Origin of the sequence: Bradyrhizobium sp. CCGUVB23, assembly GCF_024199885.1 — a bacterium.
Taxonomy (GTDB): domain Bacteria; phylum Pseudomonadota; class Alphaproteobacteria; order Rhizobiales; family Xanthobacteraceae; genus Bradyrhizobium.
Window position 1 is genome coordinate 8,598,980 of record NZ_JANADQ010000001.1, and the last position, 16,945, is coordinate 8,615,924.

General features: G+C 62.1%; 25 protein-coding genes. 12 read left to right on the plus strand and 13 right to left on the minus strand.

The features are described from left to right. Nucleotides 1-3 precede the first annotated feature (3 nt). A complete protein-coding gene (locus NLN62_RS40145) occupies nt 4-915 on the plus strand; it encodes a hydroxymethylglutaryl-CoA lyase (protein WP_027527713.1) in 912 nt (303 codons plus the stop codon). 78 nt (nt 916-993) lie between these two features. Next, complete coding sequence (locus NLN62_RS40150) at nt 994-1,422, plus strand: zinc-ribbon domain containing protein (RefSeq protein WP_254112349.1); 429 nt, start codon at nt 994-996, stop codon at nt 1,420-1,422. Nucleotides 1,423-1,435: 13 nt separating this feature from the next. Here NLN62_RS40150 and NLN62_RS40155 read toward each other — a convergent pair whose 3' ends face one another. Genes NLN62_RS40155 through dctP form a run of 3 tightly spaced genes read right to left on the minus strand, consistent with a single transcriptional unit; the run spans nt 1,436 to nt 4,364 of the window. Next, entirely contained in the window at nt 1,436-2,794 is a 1,359-nt protein-coding gene (locus NLN62_RS40155; protein ID WP_254112350.1) for a TRAP transporter large permease, read from the minus strand. Then, entirely contained in the window at nt 2,791-3,345 is a 555-nt protein-coding gene (locus tag NLN62_RS40160) for a TRAP transporter small permease (protein ID WP_254112351.1), read from the minus strand. Before NLN62_RS40160 ends, NLN62_RS40155 begins: the two co-directional genes overlap by 4 nt. After that, nucleotides 3,342-4,364 (minus strand): TRAP transporter substrate-binding protein DctP, encoded by a 1,023-nt coding sequence (dctP, locus tag NLN62_RS40165; RefSeq protein WP_027527269.1) that lies wholly within the window; start codon nt 4,362-4,364, stop codon nt 3,342-3,344. The genes NLN62_RS40160 and dctP overlap by 4 nt, the downstream gene beginning before the upstream one ends. A 372-nt stretch (nt 4,365-4,736) precedes the next feature. Here dctP and NLN62_RS40170 point away from each other — a divergent pair, with 372 nt between their 5' ends. Continuing rightward, nucleotides 4,737-4,973: a pentapeptide MXKDX repeat protein gene (locus NLN62_RS40170; protein ID WP_254112352.1), complete on the plus strand. Its 237-nt coding sequence runs from the start codon at nt 4,737-4,739 to the stop codon at nt 4,971-4,973. Nucleotides 4,974-5,107: 134 nt separating this feature from the next. Here NLN62_RS40170 and NLN62_RS40175 read toward each other — a convergent pair whose 3' ends face one another. After that, nucleotides 5,108-5,461 carry a DUF6481 family protein gene (locus NLN62_RS40175; RefSeq protein WP_027527267.1) on the minus strand — a complete coding sequence of 118 codons (354 nt, stop codon included), beginning with the start codon at nt 5,459-5,461 and terminating at the stop codon, nt 5,108-5,110. A gap of 268 nt (nt 5,462-5,729) precedes the next feature. On the opposite strand from NLN62_RS40175, the gene NLN62_RS40180 reads away from it, so the two are divergent. The 4 genes from NLN62_RS40180 to NLN62_RS40195 all read left to right on the plus strand — a co-directional run bounded on the left by NLN62_RS40180 (nt 5,730) and on the right by NLN62_RS40195 (nt 8,076). Next, on the plus strand, nt 5,730-5,957 hold the full coding sequence (locus NLN62_RS40180; RefSeq protein WP_027527266.1) for a hypothetical protein: 228 nt from the start codon (nt 5,730-5,732) through the stop codon (nt 5,955-5,957). Between the two features lie 63 nt (nt 5,958-6,020). Next, on the plus strand, nt 6,021-6,230 hold the full coding sequence (locus tag NLN62_RS40185; protein WP_254112353.1) for a hypothetical protein: 210 nt from the start codon (nt 6,021-6,023) through the stop codon (nt 6,228-6,230). A gap of 161 nt (nt 6,231-6,391) precedes the next feature. Further along, a complete protein-coding gene (locus NLN62_RS40190; RefSeq protein WP_254112354.1) occupies nt 6,392-7,141 on the plus strand; it encodes a hypothetical protein in 750 nt (249 codons plus the stop codon). 140 nt (nt 7,142-7,281) lie between these two features. After that, entirely contained in the window at nt 7,282-8,076 is a 795-nt protein-coding gene (locus tag NLN62_RS40195; protein WP_027527263.1) for a transglycosylase SLT domain-containing protein, read from the plus strand. A 272-nt stretch (nt 8,077-8,348) separates the two neighbouring features. On the opposite strand, the gene NLN62_RS40200 is transcribed toward NLN62_RS40195, so the two are convergent. Together NLN62_RS40200 and NLN62_RS40205 are read right to left on the minus strand one after the other, a co-directional pair. Then, nucleotides 8,349-8,588 (minus strand): hypothetical protein, encoded by a 240-nt coding sequence (locus NLN62_RS40200; protein WP_063621812.1) that lies wholly within the window; start codon nt 8,586-8,588, stop codon nt 8,349-8,351. A gap of 96 nt (nt 8,589-8,684) precedes the next feature. After that, nucleotides 8,685-8,951 carry a hypothetical protein gene (locus tag NLN62_RS40205; RefSeq protein WP_027527261.1) on the minus strand — a complete coding sequence of 89 codons (267 nt, stop codon included), beginning with the start codon at nt 8,949-8,951 and terminating at the stop codon, nt 8,685-8,687. Between the two features lie 240 nt (nt 8,952-9,191). Between NLN62_RS40205 and NLN62_RS40210 the strand changes: the two genes are divergently transcribed. The 4 genes from NLN62_RS40210 to NLN62_RS40225 all read left to right on the plus strand — a co-directional run bounded on the left by NLN62_RS40210 (nt 9,192) and on the right by NLN62_RS40225 (nt 11,375). Next, complete coding sequence (locus NLN62_RS40210; protein WP_027527260.1) at nt 9,192-9,413, plus strand: hypothetical protein; 222 nt, start codon at nt 9,192-9,194, stop codon at nt 9,411-9,413. A gap of 132 nt (nt 9,414-9,545) precedes the next feature. Further along, on the plus strand, nt 9,546-9,695 hold the full coding sequence (locus NLN62_RS40215; protein ID WP_198031917.1) for a hypothetical protein: 150 nt from the start codon (nt 9,546-9,548) through the stop codon (nt 9,693-9,695). A gap of 210 nt (nt 9,696-9,905) precedes the next feature. Continuing rightward, nucleotides 9,906-10,046 carry a hypothetical protein gene (locus NLN62_RS40220; RefSeq protein WP_156944785.1) on the plus strand — a complete coding sequence of 47 codons (141 nt, stop codon included), beginning with the start codon at nt 9,906-9,908 and terminating at the stop codon, nt 10,044-10,046. A 1,143-nt stretch (nt 10,047-11,189) separates the two neighbouring features. Further along, nucleotides 11,190-11,375 carry a hypothetical protein gene (locus tag NLN62_RS40225; RefSeq protein ID WP_254112355.1) on the plus strand — a complete coding sequence of 62 codons (186 nt, stop codon included), beginning with the start codon at nt 11,190-11,192 and terminating at the stop codon, nt 11,373-11,375. Nucleotides 11,376-12,002: 627 nt separating this feature from the next. Here NLN62_RS40225 and NLN62_RS40230 read toward each other — a convergent pair. The 5 genes from NLN62_RS40230 to NLN62_RS40250 all read right to left on the minus strand — a co-directional run bounded on the left by NLN62_RS40230 (nt 12,003) and on the right by NLN62_RS40250 (nt 14,765). Then, complete coding sequence (locus tag NLN62_RS40230; protein ID WP_254112356.1) at nt 12,003-12,260, minus strand: hypothetical protein; 258 nt, start codon at nt 12,258-12,260, stop codon at nt 12,003-12,005. A gap of 828 nt (nt 12,261-13,088) precedes the next feature. Then, the gene (locus NLN62_RS40235) at nt 13,089-13,490 is read right to left on the minus strand and encodes a hypothetical protein (protein WP_084801777.1); all 402 of its coding nucleotides are present in this window, start codon (nt 13,488-13,490) and stop codon (nt 13,089-13,091) included. Nucleotides 13,491-13,647: 157 nt separating this feature from the next. Then, nucleotides 13,648-13,824 (minus strand): hypothetical protein, encoded by a 177-nt coding sequence (locus tag NLN62_RS40240; RefSeq protein ID WP_254113891.1) that lies wholly within the window; start codon nt 13,822-13,824, stop codon nt 13,648-13,650. Nucleotides 13,825-14,201: 377 nt separating this feature from the next. Next, on the minus strand, nt 14,202-14,525 hold the full coding sequence (locus NLN62_RS40245) for a hypothetical protein (protein ID WP_254112357.1): 324 nt from the start codon (nt 14,523-14,525) through the stop codon (nt 14,202-14,204). Nucleotides 14,526-14,558: 33 nt separating this feature from the next. Further along, nucleotides 14,559-14,765 carry a hypothetical protein gene (locus NLN62_RS40250; RefSeq protein ID WP_027527256.1) on the minus strand — a complete coding sequence of 69 codons (207 nt, stop codon included), beginning with the start codon at nt 14,763-14,765 and terminating at the stop codon, nt 14,559-14,561. A 735-nt stretch (nt 14,766-15,500) separates the two neighbouring features. Between NLN62_RS40250 and NLN62_RS40255 the strand changes: the two genes are divergently transcribed. Further along, entirely contained in the window at nt 15,501-15,872 is a 372-nt protein-coding gene (locus tag NLN62_RS40255) for an Ig-like domain-containing protein (RefSeq protein WP_254112358.1), read from the plus strand. Nucleotides 15,873-16,075: 203 nt separating this feature from the next. Here the strand turns inward: NLN62_RS40255 and NLN62_RS40260 are convergent, their stop codons facing one another. Next, on the minus strand, nt 16,076-16,258 hold the full coding sequence (locus NLN62_RS40260) for a hypothetical protein (protein ID WP_027527254.1): 183 nt from the start codon (nt 16,256-16,258) through the stop codon (nt 16,076-16,078). 328 nt (nt 16,259-16,586) lie between these two features. Beyond that, nucleotides 16,587-16,856 carry a DUF3551 domain-containing protein gene (locus tag NLN62_RS40265; RefSeq protein ID WP_084801780.1) on the minus strand — a complete coding sequence of 90 codons (270 nt, stop codon included), beginning with the start codon at nt 16,854-16,856 and terminating at the stop codon, nt 16,587-16,589. Between the last annotated feature and the right edge of the window lie 89 nt (nt 16,857-16,945).

The window sequence follows — 16,945 nt, forward strand, 5'->3', positions numbered from 1 at the left end:
ATCATGAGCGACCAGGTCCGCATCATCGAAATGGGGCCGCGCGACGGCCTCCAGAACGAGAAGACGCCGGTCAGCGTGGAGGCGCGCATTGCCTTCATCGAGGCGCTGGTCGCGGCCGGCCTTCACACCGTCGAGGTCGGCGCCTTCGTCTCGCCCAAGGCAATCCCGCAGATGGCAGGCTCGGATGCCGTGCTGCACGGCGTGAGCCACGTCAAGGACGCCGAATTCCACGTGCTGGTGCCGAACGAGAAAGGCTATGACGCCGCGCGAGCCGCCGGCGCGAAAGTCGTGTCCGTGTTCGCGGCAGCCTCGGAAGGATTCTCCCGGGCCAACATCAATTGCTCGATCGCCGAGTCCATCGAGCGCTTCAAGCCGGTCCTTGCCCGCGCCAAGGCCGATGGCGTGAGGGTGCGCGGCTATATCTCCTGCGTGCTGGGGTGCCCCTTCGACGGCGAGATCAAACAGAAAGCCGTCGCCGATCTTGCCGAGACGCTGTGGGATCTCGGCTGCTACGAGATTTCGCTCGGCGACACCATTGGTGTCGGCACGCCGACCAAGGCGAAGGACATGCTGCGCGCGGTTGCCGCCAACATCCCGGCCGCCCATCTCGCGATGCATTTCCACGACACTTACGGCCAGGCACTCGCCAATCTCTATGCGGGAATGGAGGAGGGCATCCGCGTCATCGATTCCGCCACCGGCGGGCTCGGCGGCTGTCCGTACGCGCCCGGCGCGACCGGCAATGTCGCGACCGAGGACGTCGTCTACATGCTCGAGGGCATGGGAATCAGGACCGGCGTCGATATGGAGAAGCTGCTGGTTGCCACCAACGAGATCAGCCGACTGTTGGGCCGGCCGCCGGCGAGCCGGGTAGCCAACGCGATCAACGCGAAGAAGAAGCGAGCGAAATCGTAGGGTGGGTTAGCGCGAAGCGTAACCCTCCACCTCTCCAGCAAGGACGGAAATACGGATGCCCCCCAACGGGCTGAAGTAATGAAAAGCAACAAACAGAAGCGGTCTGAGATCAACGCGCGCAAGGCAAAAAGGCGCGAAAAGGAAGCGCTTCTCGCCGCACAAGCTGCCAGAAAAGCGCGGCAGGAATTCGTGCGTCTCGCCCGTTTGCGCGACGAGCTGCCAGTCGACCCGACCAGGCTCAGTACGGCGGGCAACAGCTACAGCATTCCCACATTCGTGGAACGCGGCACGTACGCCGCGATCGAGTTTGCCTGCAAGGCCTGCGGAAAGGTCGAAACGTGGACGGCCAAGCAGCAAAAGTGGTGGTACGAGACCGCCAAGGGCGATGTGTTCACAACGGCGACAAGGTGCCGTCCCTGCCGCCGCAAGGAGCGCGCGCGCCGGGACGAGGCGCGTCGCGTTCACCTTGAAGGCGCGGCGCGAAAAACGCGCGAGCCGAAGGGCTGACGCTGGATTTGTTCTACCTGCTCCCGTCCGGCCCCATCACGAGATCCGGCAGCCAGGTCGAGATCTCCGGCACGAAGCAAAGCAGGAGCACGGCGCCCATCATCAACAGCACGAAGGGCAGCGTGCCCCAGATCACCTCGCTCAAGGGGATGTCTGGCGCCACGTTTCGGATGACGAAGATGTTGAGGCCGACCGGGGGGTGGATCAGCCCCATCTCCATCACGATGGTCATGACGACGCCGAACCAGATGATGTCGAAATTGGCGGCACGTAAGGGGGGCAGGATGATCGGCGCGGTCATCAGGATGATCGAGACCGGCGGCAGGAAGAAGCCGAGCACGATCACCATGGCGAGGATCGCGAACAGCAGGCCCCAGCGCGGCAGGTGCATCGCGACGATGGATTCGGCGGCCGATTGCGAGATGTGCAGATAGCTCATCACGTAGGAATAGAGCAGCGACATACCGATGATCATCATCAGCATGGTCGATTCCCGGATCGTCGACTTCATGATTGGGCCAAGGTCGGTCGGCCGCCAGACGCCATAGATCATCGCGATCAGCGCGAGCGCGAGCAGGCCGCCCAGTCCCGCGGTCTCCGACGGCGTGGCATAGCCGCCGTAGAGCGCGATCATGACGCCGGTCAGAAGCAGCACGAACGGAATGACGCGCGGCAGCACACTGAAGCGTTCGGCAAGCGTGAACTCGTCACGGGAAAGGATCGCAGCCTCGGGGCCGCCCTTGTTGTAGGCGGCTTCAGCCGCCGCATATTCCTGGCGGAAGCGGATCACGGCATAGGCGCCGAACAGGCTGACCAGCAGCAGCCCTGGGCCGATACCGGCGAGGAAGAGCCGGCCGAGCGATTTTTCAGCGGCGACCGCAAACAGGATCATGGTGATCGAGGGCGGCAGCAAGATGCCGAGCGTGCCGCCGGCAGCGATGATTCCTGCGGCAAAGCCACCGGAATAGCCGCGCTTGCGCATCTCGGGAATGCCAGCCGAGCCGATCGCCGAGCAGGTCGCGGGCGAGGAGCCGGCCATTGCGGCGAACAGCGCGCAGGCAAAGACGTTGGCGACGCCGAGACCGCCGGGCACGCGATGGAGCCAGGCATGGAGGGCCGAGTAGAGATCCTGGCCGGCGCGCGACTTGCCGATCGCCGCACCCTTCAGGATGAAGAGCGGGATCGACAGCAGCGTGATCGAGGCCATTTCCTCGTAGACGTTCTGCGTCACGGTATCGAGCGAGGCCGCCGGCATGTAGATGCCCATGAACACGACCGCGACCGCGCCGAGCGCAAACGCGATCGGCATGCCGGAAAACATCACAAACAGCGTCGCCAGCCCGTAGGACAGGCCGATACCGAACACGCTCATCGGCGCTTGGCTCCGGTGAAGGGAAGGGCGAGCTGCACGATGATCTGCACGCAGAGCAGGCTCATGCCGAGCGCCATCAGGCTGTAGGGAATGGCGAGCGGCGGCGACCACATCGAATTCGAGACCTGGCCGTCGACATAGGCCTCATGCGTGAGTGTCCAGGACTTCCAGGTGAAGAAGGCGCAGAACAGCAGCGTCACGGCGTCGACCAGCCAGAGCCGGATCCTGTTCGCGACCGGCGACAACAGCCCGACAAAGGCCTCGATGCCGATATGGCCGCGATTTTGCTGAACATAGGCCGCCGTCATGAAGGTGGCGCCGACCAGCAGGAACACGGCCGCCTCGTCCTGCCAGTAATTGGCGGCTTTGAAGAGGGCGCGGCTCAGCACGCTGTAGCTCAGGATCGCGCAGGCGGCGACCAGCGCGAGCGCTGCCAGCACGACGATGATCCTGTTGAGGACGGCGAGACCACGATCGAGCACCGCCGCAAGCCCGTGGCGTGCGGCGGCATCGACCGGGTCGTCACGATCCGGAAGCGGACCGTGCATCATGCCGAGACTTCGGAGGCGAGCTTGAGCAAGCTCGCCGCGGTCGCAGTCTTCGCGCCATAATCCTTCCAGGCGGTATCGCGGGCGATATCGCGCCACTTGCCGACGGTCGCTGCATCGAGCGCGCTAACCTTGGCGCCGGCCTTTTCATAGACCTTGGCGACCTCGACGTCGTCATCCTGCGCGCCCTTGCGGCCGAAGGCTTCGAGCTCGGTGCCGACCGCAAGCAGGATGTCCTGATGGTTCTTCGGCAGCTTGTCGAAGATCGCTTTCGACATCATCAGGGGTTCGAGCATGAACCAGTAGGAGGCGCCGGCGCCCGAGGTGAGCGATTTGGCGACTTCTTCGAGGCGGAACGAGATCAGGCTGGTGGAGGAGGTGATGCCGGCATCGCACGCGCCGGTCTGCATCGCGGCATAGATTTCGTTCGAGGGTACCGAGAGCACGGACGCGCCCGCCGTTTGCAGAACCATGTCCATCTCGCGCGAGCCGCCACGCACCTTCATGCCCTTGGCGTCCTCCGGCGAAACGATTGCCTTGGAGCGGCTGGCGACGCCGCCGGCCTGCCAGATCCAGGAGAGCAGGATGATGCCCTTGTCGGCGAGGAAGTCGGAGAGCGCCTTGCCGACCGGCGCCTTCTTCCAGCGCATGCCCTGATCGTAGGTCGTAACGAGGCCCGGCATCAGGCCGATATTGGTCTCCGGCAGTTCGCCGCCGGCATAGGGCATCGGATAGAGCGAGATGTCGAGCGCGCCCTTGCGCATCGCGGAGAACTGCGCGTTGGTCTTGATCAGCGAGGAGTTCGGATAGATCTCGGCGGAGATGTCGCCCTTGCTGCGCTTTGCGACCTCGGCGGCAAACATGCGGCAGAGACGATCGCGGAAATCGCCCTTGTCGATTGTGCCGCCCGGGAATTGGTGCGAGATCTTAAGCGTGGTCGCGGCCTGCGCGGTCCCGGTGCCGAAACGGAGAATGGCGGGCGCGGCAACAGCCGTCGCGAGAAGGTGACGTCGCGTGAACATGGAATGATCCCTGATTTGTCCGTTGGATTTGTCCCTCAGGACTATTCTTGATTGAACTCTTGATTGGGCCTTGAGGCCGGCGCCCGAGCCTATCCTAGCCGGTCTTTAGCCCGATATTATCTAGTCTGATAGTTCGAGAGCGAATGCGGCGGCAAGTCGCGGTGGTGCCGATGCTGCGCTGCACACTCGTTCCTCAGGTTCCGCGCACTAGCATGGCTGACACGGGCAAAATTGTGTCGGGCTGAACACGGAAACAGGGCAAGGCCTCGGAAAAAATTCGGCCGCTCGCGTAACAAAGGCGCCCGGCGCCCCGTCGAGCAGGAGTAGCGGCATCCGTCGCTGGCAACCTCCACCTCGAAGGGAAGATCAACCATGACCATTCGCACCCGCATCGCGCTCGCCGTCTCCGCTGCCGCTCTCTCGCTCAGCCTGGCCTTCGCGCCCGCCTTCGCCATGGACGACATGAAGAAGGACGGGATGAAGAAAGAGACGATGTCCAAGGACAGCATGAAGAAAGACTCCATGTCCAAGGATGACGGGATGAAGAAGGATACGATGTCAAAGGACACCATGAAGAAGGACGACGGCGGCATGATGAAGAAGAACTGATCGCGCCGTCATCGTCATTGCCCCGCGCGCGACGGCGCGAGCCCCAATGCGCAATTGCGCATCGTGGAATCCGACTAGATGCGACGGGACCGCGCCACGCGCGCAGGCCGGTCGCATCTGATCCGCAGTGACGGTTACTTCCGCTTGCCCTTGGCCTTGCGGGCGGCGTAACGCGCGTCGCGCTTGGCCTTCTGCTCGGCTTCGAGCTCGGCCATCCTTGTGGCGGCCTCCTCGGATTCGCGAGCAATTCGTGCGGCTTCCGCAGCCGCGGCCTCTTCTGCAAGCCGCTTCTGCTCAGCCTTTTCTGCCTCGCGTGCCGACTTTGCCTCGGCACGCTTGGCGGCAATCGCCTCGCGTTCGGCGCGCCGCGCCGCGACCCCGGGGTCGTCGTGCCCCGGCTGCGATTTGAATTTGTTCAAAAGATTTTTGCGGGCTTCCTGCGCCGCCTTTTGCCGGTCTGTGAAGCCGGGTTCCCTGAATCCACTCATCGAACGAGCCTTGTCTTCCTCGCTTTCAATCCTACATCAGCGTCTGTGGGTGCGCCGGCCGCGAACAAACGCGCGCCGCGCGACGAACAAGCGTGTACATCTATGCGCGTCGCGAAGCCACCCTTAATCGCAGCCTATCAGGTCGCGAAAAATCGCTGGAATCGCCGATCTTTCGTAGTCCGGAAAAACTGCCGAATTGTGATCCCTCTCACAAGGGAGCACGGGGGCGGCGCCGAGTGTCCGCACCGAGACGAACGGAGCTACGGCGATGACTATTTTCCGGCTGTCTTTGCGAACGCTCGCGATCACATTTGCGACAGTAGCGCTTGCCGGCGTCGCGGTTTTCCTGGCCCAGCCCAAACCGGTCGAAAGCAGCTTGCTCGGCGCCGAATGGCAGTGCAGCCGAACGGCGTTTGTGCTCACGACCTGCGCGCCGCGGGTGCAGCAGGCCGCCTCGGCATCTAACAAGGTGGCACTCCGCGCACCCAAGCAGTGAGCTCCGATGTGACGTGACGCCGCAGAGATGGTAAGGGGCAGCAATTCACGGCTTCACCTCGCCATGCCCGATACCCAGCCCAACTCGAAACCAAAGCCGCAACCAAGTCCGCCTGGCGATAATCGCCGCGGCGCTATCGCCGGACTTATCATTGCCGTCGTCATCCTCGGCGTCGGCCTCTGGCTTGCGCGCGATCTCACCGCGGCCAGCAAGATGCAGGATTGCGTGATGTCGGGACGCACGAATTGCAACGTGATCGAGCCGGCGCGCTAACTCGGCGGACGAAAAATTGCCGTGATCTTAACCATTTGTAACGGGACATCGGTGATCAACGTGATCACCTTTGTCCGCCGGCATCAACCGGGGCCCGGAATCGTTGGGCGTCCGGACCACGGCGACGACAGATGAGAGATACAGGTAAGGGGTAGGCACCAATGCGTGCATCCAGCCGGATGAAGATTATCATTCCCTTGGTTTCGGTCGTGTCGCTGCTCGCGCTTTCGGCGCAGGCGCAGGACTCGAACGCGGGGAGGGGCGGCCAGCCGCCGGGGCCGGGTGCGGGCGCGCCGCCACACACCAATGCTCCCCACGCGACGCGCCAGGGACCGCCGCCGCAGCAGGCCACGCGGGTCGCGCCGCCGCAGGGGGCGCACCAGGGCCCGGCTGGCGGACCGCCACAGGGGCGCTATGTGGCCCGCGGGCCGGTGCCGCAGCGTGACTGGGGCGGACACGCCTATCGCGGCAATCTCGCCTGGGAGGGCGGACGCTGGCGGCATGAGAATCACAATGGCCGCTATGGCTGGTGGTGGGACGTCGGCGGGGCCTGGTATTATTATCCGGAGCGGATGGACGGGCCGCCCGCCTACATCTCCGAAGATTACATCGATGACGTGCCGGTGGCCTATGCGCCGCCACCCCCGGCCTATGCGCCGCCTCCGCCGCCTGCTCCGGCAGACCCCGGCGCGAGCGCGCTGGGCGGAGCCATCGTCGGTGGCGTGCTTGGCGGGCTGATCTCCGGCAACGCGACGGGAGCGGCCGCCGGGGCCGTACTCGGCGGCGCGACCGGCGCGATCGCTGGCGCAACGGCTGCGTCGCAGCCGGGCTATTATTGGTCGCAGGGTAGTTGCTACTACCGCTATCCGAGCGGGCAGTACGTGCTTGCCGATCGGCGCGCGTGCTACTGATCCGCGGATCGATCTACGATCTGACCGAGGCGGGCCCAAGGCCCGCCTCTTTCGTTTGATGCGATCCTTCGAATTGCGGCGCGATCGCGCGGCGGGCTTGCCGACAAGCGTTGTTAACTGGCCTCCGCTATGAAGCGCCGATGAGGTCTTGCACGCGCCTGTCATGGGTCCTGTATGCCGCGCCGCTTTGTCTGGCGGTGCTCGCGGCCGGCCCAGTGCGCGCTGGCGCAGCGGATGCTGCGGCCGTCGACGTCTCCGATGCGGTCACGTCGGATAGTGTCGAAGCTCCGTCAGCCGCGGATGCCGAGCCGTTTCCGGCGCGTGCATCCGTTCGCGCGCTGATCGAGAAGGAAGCTGCGAAGACGAAGTTGCCGCCCGATATCGCAGAAGCCGTCGTCTTCGTCGAAAGCCGCTTCGATTCCACGGTGATTGGCCGCGTCGGCGAGATCGGGCTGATGCAGGTCAAGCCCGAGACCGCGGCCCTGCTCGGCTTCAAAGGTACCACGGTCGAGCTCGCCAGACCCGAAATCAACATCCACTACGGCGTGATTTATCTCGCCAGGGCCTGGCGGCTGGCGCAGGGCGACCTCTGCCGCGCACTGATGAAATACCGCGCAGGGCACGGCGAAGAGACCATGACGGCGCGCTCCGTGATTTACTGCAATCGCGCGCGCAACCGCCTCATCGCGATGAACTCGCCATTCGCGACACCAGGCGCGACCACGGCCGTAGCGCCGGATCCCGAGCCCGCGCGGACTGTCGTGAGCGCGAAACCACAAGCACGGCCGTCACCGGTCAAGCCGACCGACGTCTACGCGACCTACAAACACGGCACGGCGGCGGCCAGCCGCGCATATTGGGCCGCGCATGAAGCACGTGTCCGCGCGATCAAGGCGCGGATCGAGGCCAAGTGGCGGCGCGTGGCGTCGCGTTAGGCAAACTGCGCAGCTGCCTACGTCTCAACCAGTCTCGGGCACGCGGATACCGTCGCTCGACGAGCGCTGTGCATTCTTCGGCGACGCACAACAACTGCCTGAAATTTTCTCTGGCGCTCCCCGCGAGTTCGCGGTTCTGATCAAAGAAAAAAACGATTGAATTGATTCGCGGGGAAACGGGACATGTTGGACGCTATCCAGATCAGCGTTGCGCTTTGGGGAATGATCGTGTGCGGCGGCATCAAGGCCGCGCAACTGGCGCCAAATCTTTTCTAGAAGATCAGCCAAGTCACCACGGCTACTCCGGCCCAGATCAGGCCGCCGATCCAGGCGACCATGACGACGCCGATAGTCGCAAGATAAGCGACGCCGAGCAGATCGCGGCTCGGGCGCGGCGTCTGTGCGTCCGCGGCGTTCGTGGCTGCTGCTTCGGCGTCGTGCGTCATGGCGGGCAGGGGGCGGTTGAAGCGTCGGTTGGACTGGCCCGCGGCCGCAAGGTCCCGCGGCCGCATCGGCTGCCTTTTAGCCGAGGAATCGCGTCGCCTCTGTGATTAAATTCACAGTCGCGGCCACAATTCGTGAACCGCCGTCAACACGAGCCGGCGACTTCAGGCGGCCCGGCCCCAGTCGGCCGGCGGGGCCACCGCCTCGAGCTGCCGCTGCAGGGTGGCAACCGTCGCGTGGAGGTTATCGCGGCGTCCCCGCAGCGTCACGGCCAGCATGGGATAAGCAAGATTCGCGGGATCGGACACGCCGGCCTTGCGCTCCTCTTCCTTGATGTCGGCATCGAGGAGTTGAACCCTCCATCTGAGGTCGGCGATCAAGGCGTGGAGTTGTGTGGTGGCGGTCGCTTCGAAGCGGGACATCGGCTGCATGGCTTGCCTCACTGTGAAACAGACCCAGAGCGGGTCTGGCTAATTGGCCATGCCTGAGCAAAGCGAGTGCCAATTCGAAATGAGGGCCGAAGGCGCAAGGCGTCGTTGCCTGCATTCTGCTGCGCTCCAGCGTTAACCAAACCTGCGTTAATGACGGAACCCGGACGGGGATCGCAGGCTTAAACGGTGTGCCGGTCCCACTGCCCGGACCGGCTGCGTCGAGAGCTGGGGGTATGCATCATGTCCAAGGCCATCGAGTTGATCGTCGAAGGTTTTACGCGCATCAGGGATCGCCAGTCGCTGGAGGATCTGCGGATGCACAGGCGGCGCCTTGCCGTCGATCTCAGATCCATCGAGGGATTCGACTGTCGCCAGTCGATTGCGCAGATCGACGACGATATCGAGGTGATCGAGAGCGGCCTGAGAAGCCTCGACTCGTCAGCCGCTGCGAAAGAACTTTAGCCGCCTCGAGGAAAATCCCGCGTCGATTGCGGTTTTCCCGATCATTTTGCGGGAGCGCCGCGTTGACCCCCCGCATTCATACGGGGCGAATTGTCATGCCCTTGTCCACTTTTGCGAGCCATGATCGCGGTCATGAGTGCGGAGTATGACCCCGAGAGTGAAGCCGAGGCAGCGATGAAGCGCGCTGCGGCCTCCGAAGGCGCCGACCGGCAGCGGCTGATCCAGCTTGCGCTGGCGTGGCACCAGCTCGCGCGCGAGCGGCGCGAGAACGACGCGGAGTAGGGGCGTCCAGCAACCGGGCCTCGGTGTCTTGGAACCGTTGGCGCCTGGCCGACTTGCCTTGCTGTGCCGACGACCGCCGACTGTCGGCACGTGGGAATGGCGGCCTCGGTGTGATTCCCCCGTACCAGCCGAGGCCGTTTCTGATCACGACGACGGACGCCGACGATGCGGCGATCTTCGATTCGATCCCTCCGCTCGAAGCAGACACGCATGAGCGTCGCCTGGTTCGCGATCGTTGCGGTGGCGGGCTTCGTCCTCTTCCTGTGCCTTCATTTCGGCGAACGGGCACAGCAGGCCGCCCTCGATCGGCTCGCGACGCATCCCTCGCAATCGGTTGGCCAGGGAAAGTGATCCCCTGGGATCCACTGGGCCAGACATGCCGACCGCCCGGGCCTCGCGCATTTTTGCGAAAACAACCCCATGCAAAGTAGGACGGGGGCCGACCATGCTCGTCATTCCGGGACGCGCCGTTCACTTCGCGTAGGCGCATCTGTACTATATTACCGTATATTGCCAGCAACGCTTTGCCCCAAGGGGGCACGGATTTATGGGTGGGTTTGAACAGCGCGCCAGTCCGCGCGTCGCATTAGGTGAGCTCACCTGGGTGAACGGCGACTTCGTCGGTTGACGTTGCTGAACCGGGACAAAGCAAAGGCGAGGTCGAAGCGGACGACCTCGTGACGCAGCGGTCATTCGTCGCGCGCGTCCACTCATGAAAAACAGCAGGGCTTCCGCCGCCGCGGAAGGGATGCCTCGTCGTGGACCTTTTCGAGGGTCTCTTGTTCGACGCCTGCGTCCTGTCTGTTTACACGTTACACGCCGTAGAAGATCTTGATTCCCCACAACACGATGACGATACCCAAGATCAAGCTGGCTGCCGCCAGTACACTTTCCAAGGAAGCGACTCTCATTCTACTCTCCGCTTCCCAGCCCCAATTGCGGTCTAAGTGATTCGCTGAATCCCCTGCAATTGTACGGTCGGCACGTCGCGACGTTCTCTCAGAGGTCGTGGCGTGTGCGCCACAGCCGTATTTTTTCGGAAGGGGAGTGACCATCCCGGCAGCTTGGCATCGGGGAGGTGAGGCGACTGGCTAGTCGTGTCCCGCGGGGCGCGGAGCATCCTCAAAATATATCAATGCCGGTTGATACGCACGGCACAACGTCCCGCGCACCGGCATGGTACCGACTGCGTGGGCGAGGAGCCCAGAGGGCCCGCGTATGATCATGCATCAAATGCGCCGCTCTCCGATCTCAATTGTGGAATTTGACCGATGCCACAGGCGTCGTTTTCAACGACCGGCCTCTCTGTGCCTCAAGCAAATTTCGAGCGTCAGGCGCAACGGAGAAGCCTTTCGACCTGGTTGCTCGAAGCCTTGCACTGCTCGCGGCTGCGACAGGCCGAGCGCGTCCTAAGACAATTTGCCCATCTCATCGCGGAGTCCGATCAGCGGGCAATCTCCAATACGCCCGACCTCAAGGGACCTGACAATGTCGATGAGTGAGAAATCGGAACGGAACGCCTTCATTCAGCTTCCGGCACTGAGCGAAAATACGCTGTTGGCGATCATCGCGGTCGGCTTTTGCATCCTGCACATCCTGACCGCCGTGGTTCTGGTGCCTCCTGCCGCAACCAGGACCGCGGCTCCGTCGCTAGAACGGATGCTCGCCAACTACGACTAGCTTAACGACTGGCGTGCGCACCCGCGTGTGCCTCGCAAGAAAAATGCCGAGGCTCTACAGGCTAGAGGGCACAATTTAGTACGTACCGACGGTGGTGGGTCGGGCTAATCTGTCGCGGCGGATCAAGTTGCGCCTCGCGGGGCAGACGTGCCGATCAGGGTATCAGGACGGCAGCGAACGCCATCGCTATGGGGAGCAACCCGAGACCGATCGTGCCGGCCTTGTAAACGATCCCTTTGTGAAGCAGCGGTTTGGACGGGTGACGCATAACGACGCCCTCTCTCAGTTCCAGCCACTCCAGAATGCACCCGCTGAATGAAAAGCGCTAGGCCTCCGTTTCGCGTCGCACGCTCGGCTGGCTCGGGCCTGTCATTTCGTTAGATGCGTCGAGAAGGATTCGCAGGCTTTTCCGGCGTCAGCGAAAGTTTTGAAGGGCGAACCGCCCACCTTGATGGCGGGTCTATTCAGATAAAGCGGCGCCACGAGGCCACAAAGCCGGGCTGCCCGTGAAGGCCGGGACCGGTCGGCGCTCGAAGCTAATCACGAACGAAAAGCCGCGGCCGCTCGCGCTCCAGGGCAGCTAACGCTCAGCGCCCGATTTTCATCTGCCTGAGTCAGCGCTCTGATTCAGCGACCTTGCGGGATTGATTTCTCGAACAACCAGCCCAACGCCTGCGCGGGGTTCGACCAGCGCACCTCATCGATCTGTTCGGCGATGGTCAGCGCATGTGAAGTCAGAACCTCCACGTCGTGAGGATTGGCATCGGCTTTTTCCAGGACCTCTATGCACCGATTGAACGCCGCCAGATCTAGCTGGAGTTGCTCGATATTTGACTCGCGACGTTTGGCCCCCATGACTTTCCACGTTCTTCTCTGTGCGCGCATCTTTTCCCCCTATGCGGTCACGCATTCGTGAGTTCTGTTTGTGGCGGCAACAGGAAGCTGGGGAGACCGAATTAGGGATGTTTGCAGCCAATGCGCCAAAGGTGGGGCATTGGCGGCTACGTCAGGCGAGTTGTATGCCCGCGTGCGGCATCGCCAAAAGCCATGCACGGTCGGCCCGAATGGCACGCGGCAAGGGAGGCGCTTATCCTGGTGGCCGAGGAGGGGGCCAATGATGCTTGTGCGCGTTGGCCGGCTGGCATTTTAGACCTTGCAAACTTGTAACGACGTGAACACCAAGGCGCCGCCAGCTCGGCCAAATGCTGGCAAAATGTGACAGCTTATAAGCAGCTCACCCTTGGCCACGCAGAAACCACTCCGATGTTATTTCAAGTCGCAATTGTTTGCCTGATCGTACTCAGCGTTAGCGTTCTTGTCGCCCACGCGGTCGACGCTCTCAGGACGTAGCGAGCCCGCCGGCGTGAACCGGCGGCATGTATTCATCGGCGCGACCACATATTTTGAGGATGCGCGCGGAAAGGCTTTGCGGTCTGCCGGCATGAGCGCACCTTGAACGGTTCGCACGTCGAGCGGTCGCCGCTGATCTGGTGACTTAATGAGGTCGTCGCGCGTCCGGTGTGGCGGATAAGGGCAATCTCTTGCCAAGCTCTCTACAGCGCCAAGGAGTACCGATAAGACAAGCGCTGCCGGGCTCGAAATGCCAGTCCCCCCGGCAGCGCTCTTGTCTCAAAACCGGGCACTGAAATCCCAGTTGGTTTTCAATTAGCAAGGCTCATGCCACAGGTTTGTGACAGGGCCGAAGCGGGCCTATCAGTAGGGACCTCCGTAGGGGCTCCCATAGAAGCGAGGCGGAGGGGCATAGGCGGGTGGATACCCGTATCCTCCGCTATAGTAGGGATCCCCATACCCGGGGTCCGGATACACGTAGCCGTAGGAATAATAAGGATCGTAGTAGCCGCCACCGTAATAAGGGGCAGCAAGGGCGCCTGCGATCAGACCGCCTGCAAGAAGTCCCGCGCCTATGCCCCAGCCTCTTCCATGCCAGCCGTAGCCACCACCGTGCCAGCCACCACCCCAGCGAACCTGTACCGTATTCTCAGTCGATTTCGCTAATCCGGAAAGGGATGACAGGGGTGCGGCAGAAGCGGATGCACTGACCAACGATATCGTGCCGGCAAAAAAGAGCGCGGCTGCTGTCTTGACGGTGCTCATGGATCACCTCCACTCGTAAGAGTCGAACACTTGATCAGCCAACCCTGCAAAACGCGCCGGGTTCCTTCCTGGGTCGGTTGGCGATCGTCTATCTGGCGGCACCTCGGCCGCGGTCACGGCAGCAACAAGACCGGCAACGTCATGGTCCAGACGGTCTTCAATCCGTGGGGTAGAAAGCAGGATGGGTCAGGCTCTCGACCGCAGACTTTTCCTCGCTCAGGCGCTGTTCCAAAAATTGGCGCTCAAGATCTGACAGATTGGTTTTAAGCAGGCGTCGATATCGGCTGATGTTCTTATCGTGGGCACGCAGACGGGCGAGTCTCTCGTCGGTCATGGGGCCTCCCGTATGAATGAAAGAAATCTCACACTGTCCTAATTCCCCTCCGCGAGTCCCCAACAAGGCAGCGACCCCACCTTGCGGGAAGCTTGGTAGGGTCGCCTGCTCTCGGGGCTGGGGCTGGAAGCCCGGCGGGCGATTTCAACTCTAGGTCCCCAAGCCGGGAAGGAACGATTGCTCAAAAGAGGCACCTCGTTGGGATAGGCTTCACCGAGATCCCATAGCCGCAACTGGAGGCCTCAGTTTGAAGTCCGGCCGAACATCCGCGCCGGGCTGCCGCAGGCTTGGCAGACGAAACGCGCACTGGCGCGCGCTCGCGCGTGCCTCGCAAAAGAAGTGCCGCCGCTCAAATGGCGGCATTTCTCGTGCTGCTATTACTTCAGCTTGTAAGTGCCGCTCTGATGATTGCAGTCCTGAAACGTTCCAGCTTTGATCACTGGAAACGGCCCCAGCGGCAGGACCGTGCCGCTCGCGACCATGCCTTCGTATTTTCCAGTGCCCACGACATTCTCCCGGGCGACCTTGCCATCACTGCCAAGAGAAAAGTACGACAAGCGCTTATCGCCATCCTCATCAATGGCCTCGCATACCGTGGTGCCGGTGGCCTTGCCGTCGAGCGAAGCATTCATCCCCACGCAGCGGAAGGTGTGCCTGTCAAACATCCCGCCCGGAATGGTGCTTCGGACAACACCAGTCATTTCGCAACTCAGGCTGCGAAACGCTCGCGGCGTTTACGGCCGCAGGTGAATCTTGCCCAGAGCCTTCAAGCCCTTTGGAACCCACTCGATGAAGTCCTTGCGATCCATCGCGTGGTCCCACGCTATCTGCCAAGTGCTCTTCCCATTGTCGGAGGCGTAAAAGTGATCCCAGACGGCATGGCCGGTCATCAGCAAGGAAACAAAGATCACTCCGGTCAACATGAGCTGGCGTTTGGTCATGGCTGCACTCTCGTTGCTGCCCGAGACTGTGGGCTCAAGGAATACACCGCGGCCTTCACTCGCGTCTGGCTTTTTCCTCTGTGGCTGATTTGCAACGGGGTGCGCCTAAGCCGGCGCCGTAGCGTGGTTACGAGCACCACGTACAGCAGCACTCCGTTCGCGAAGGTAATGAGACTAAGAGCGTGGTCCAGATTCATCTTCGTCCTCGCCGGTTGTGCGGCCATGGAGCGGAGAGTGAAGAAAGCACCCCGATTATTCCGTGACCGCGCGCACACTCGCTGAGCCGGTCAAAACCATCGAAAATCACGGTTTGACGGATGCGAAATCCGCTCGGCATTGAATGACATCAATAGCTCGAGTCTTCCGTGTTGCATCTGTGTTGCTCAAGCCTCCAATTTTCGGAGTGATTGGTAATCGTCGGCAGACATTGCGAGACGAGACGCTGTTAGAGCGATCAGCGCGCGAATGACACACACTCTCCTGATCGGGCTCACGCTGTGACGATACATGGCCTGCCCGACTCAGTAACGGCCGCTGGTGCGTTCTACGCCGCACCGCTGGGGTAGTGCACCCATCTACGGGCTGACGCAGGCCCCTACGGCACTCCAGCCTTTCCACGCTCAAACCACGTCGCGAAAAGACGGTATTTGGCGCGGGATCACAAGCCGGGCGCTGATTGTTTTTGTAAATGACCAGCTCTATCGTTGGACGCGGATCAATATTTGGAAGGGAAGCATGATCAGGTTTGCAGGACTGCTTTGTCTTTTGCTGTCGGTACTCACCGGTCCTGCCTTGGCCGGTACATGCGTCGTGCCGTACATCCGCACGCTTGATAATCAGACCGTGAACGGGACAATGTATGTCGTCAGCGGCAAGCGGTGCAGTATCGCTTTGCAGCGATCCGCAGGTCCGATTCACAGCGTGAAGCTGGTCTCGCGTCCCAGCAACGGGAGCGTGTCGATCAATGGCGGCCAGGTGGTTTACGTCTCCTCTGCCGGATATGTCGGAGACGATCATTTCACCTATGCCCGTCAGGACCTGAACGCGCTCAATCAGCCGATCACGCGAACCGTCGAGGTGACCGTGAAGGTCTCGGCCAGGCTCTGAATTGCGGCGACAGTGCACTTAGTTCGTAGGGTAGAGCACTTGCGAAACCAATCAGGCTTGTCGTTCGACACCTCGATGGGTTTCGCTTTCCGCACTGCTTATAGGGCGTAGCCGAATGTTGGACGGATTTCGGCTCGGAGTGGCACTGGACGTGGCGGCGTGACATCAGCCGATCGAGGTGGCGTTCCTCTGATCAGGCACGTTCACAAGGGTCGGATGCCGGGGTTGCCGGGATTACCGGAGTTTCCTCCGATGGCAGCGCTGATAGCCTCGTCAACCGCCTTTGTGATGTACTTGCCGAGGTCGGAGACCCCTCCGCTCACGGCCTCGACTTCCTCATCGCGAAGTTCGACGCAAACTGCTTCCAAATGGTCGCGGTCGTTCATGGTCTGCTCTCCTTTGCGGGTTGGGAAGGGCGGTCATTGGCTGAACCTTGGCGTGGTGCGCTTCCCAATAGAGCAGCGGGCTAAGAACGGCCGCGCATGCGATTGTCAGGAAGATGATGGTCATCGGGGTCCCCATCGGGCTCAGCAAAGTTTGTCTTGGATCATGCAGTTCTAGGAACACCACGCCGTGCTGACTGTGCCGCGCATCACAGTTCTGAGACAGTTCTGAGGGGGCGCGCATCATGCGCGCACGGGCACACCGGCAGTCGGGACTCGTGGATAGACGCACGTGAATTGAAGGAGCTGCACTCGCGGCTACACCGTCCGACTAGTAGACGCCTTGTCGCCGAGGGACGCGGCCCGGTGATGCCTGATCTGCCTGCGGCCGATATGGGTTGGCGTAGCACGTCGCCGAGAGTCCCGACGCCGTCGCCCGGCACTGCTCCAACGATGTATAGCTGCAGTCGATGGCGATGGCGCCGGTCTGCCCCCACTTCTGGAGGCAAACCGGATAATGGGGATCGTAGCGTTGAGCCGTGGCCGGAGCGCCTGCCAGGATCGTCGCCACCACCACGACTGTCCAACGTAGCGTGCGCATCGCAACCCTCGTTCTCGTCAGTGCCATTGAACAGAACACCGCCGACCTGCACAAGGTGGCCACACACGCACGCCCGGCCTTCAATATTT

Coding starts and splice junctions, on each gene's coding strand:
- NLN62_RS40145 (WP_027527713.1), top strand. CDS start 4: ATGAGCGACCAGGTCCGCATCATCGAAATGGGGCCGCGCGACGGCCTC.
- NLN62_RS40150 (WP_254112349.1), top strand. CDS start 994: ATGAAAAGCAACAAACAGAAGCGGTCTGAGATCAACGCGCGCAAGGCA.
- NLN62_RS40155 (WP_254112350.1), bottom strand. CDS start 2,794: ATGAGCGTGTTCGGTATCGGCCTGTCCTACGGGCTGGCGACGCTGTTT.
- NLN62_RS40160 (WP_254112351.1), bottom strand. CDS start 3,345: ATGATGCACGGTCCGCTTCCGGATCGTGACGACCCGGTCGATGCCGCC.
- dctP (WP_027527269.1), bottom strand. CDS start 4,364: ATGTTCACGCGACGTCACCTTCTCGCGACGGCTGTTGCCGCGCCCGCC.
- NLN62_RS40170 (WP_254112352.1), top strand. CDS start 4,737: ATGACCATTCGCACCCGCATCGCGCTCGCCGTCTCCGCTGCCGCTCTC.
- NLN62_RS40175 (WP_027527267.1), bottom strand. CDS start 5,461: ATGAGTGGATTCAGGGAACCCGGCTTCACAGACCGGCAAAAGGCGGCG.
- NLN62_RS40180 (WP_027527266.1), top strand. CDS start 5,730: ATGACTATTTTCCGGCTGTCTTTGCGAACGCTCGCGATCACATTTGCG.
- NLN62_RS40185 (WP_254112353.1), top strand. CDS start 6,021: ATGCCCGATACCCAGCCCAACTCGAAACCAAAGCCGCAACCAAGTCCG.
- NLN62_RS40190 (WP_254112354.1), top strand. CDS start 6,392: ATGCGTGCATCCAGCCGGATGAAGATTATCATTCCCTTGGTTTCGGTC.
- NLN62_RS40195 (WP_027527263.1), top strand. CDS start 7,282: ATGAGGTCTTGCACGCGCCTGTCATGGGTCCTGTATGCCGCGCCGCTT.
- NLN62_RS40200 (WP_063621812.1), bottom strand. CDS start 8,588: ATGCGGCCGCGGGACCTTGCGGCCGCGGGCCAGTCCAACCGACGCTTC.
- NLN62_RS40205 (WP_027527261.1), bottom strand. CDS start 8,951: ATGCAGCCGATGTCCCGCTTCGAAGCGACCGCCACCACACAACTCCAC.
- NLN62_RS40210 (WP_027527260.1), top strand. CDS start 9,192: ATGTCCAAGGCCATCGAGTTGATCGTCGAAGGTTTTACGCGCATCAGG.
- NLN62_RS40215 (WP_198031917.1), top strand. CDS start 9,546: ATGAGTGCGGAGTATGACCCCGAGAGTGAAGCCGAGGCAGCGATGAAG.
- NLN62_RS40220 (WP_156944785.1), top strand. CDS start 9,906: ATGAGCGTCGCCTGGTTCGCGATCGTTGCGGTGGCGGGCTTCGTCCTC.
- NLN62_RS40225 (WP_254112355.1), top strand. CDS start 11,190: ATGAGTGAGAAATCGGAACGGAACGCCTTCATTCAGCTTCCGGCACTG.
- NLN62_RS40230 (WP_254112356.1), bottom strand. CDS start 12,260: ATGCGCGCACAGAGAAGAACGTGGAAAGTCATGGGGGCCAAACGTCGC.
- NLN62_RS40235 (WP_084801777.1), bottom strand. CDS start 13,490: ATGAGCACCGTCAAGACAGCAGCCGCGCTCTTTTTTGCCGGCACGATA.
- NLN62_RS40240 (WP_254113891.1), bottom strand. CDS start 13,824: ATGACCGACGAGAGACTCGCCCGTCTGCGTGCCCACGATAAGAACATC.
- NLN62_RS40245 (WP_254112357.1), bottom strand. CDS start 14,525: ATGACTGGTGTTGTCCGAAGCACCATTCCGGGCGGGATGTTTGACAGG.
- NLN62_RS40250 (WP_027527256.1), bottom strand. CDS start 14,765: ATGACCAAACGCCAGCTCATGTTGACCGGAGTGATCTTTGTTTCCTTG.
- NLN62_RS40255 (WP_254112358.1), top strand. CDS start 15,501: ATGATCAGGTTTGCAGGACTGCTTTGTCTTTTGCTGTCGGTACTCACC.
- NLN62_RS40260 (WP_027527254.1), bottom strand. CDS start 16,258: ATGAACGACCGCGACCATTTGGAAGCAGTTTGCGTCGAACTTCGCGAT.
- NLN62_RS40265 (WP_084801780.1), bottom strand. CDS start 16,856: ATGCGCACGCTACGTTGGACAGTCGTGGTGGTGGCGACGATCCTGGCA.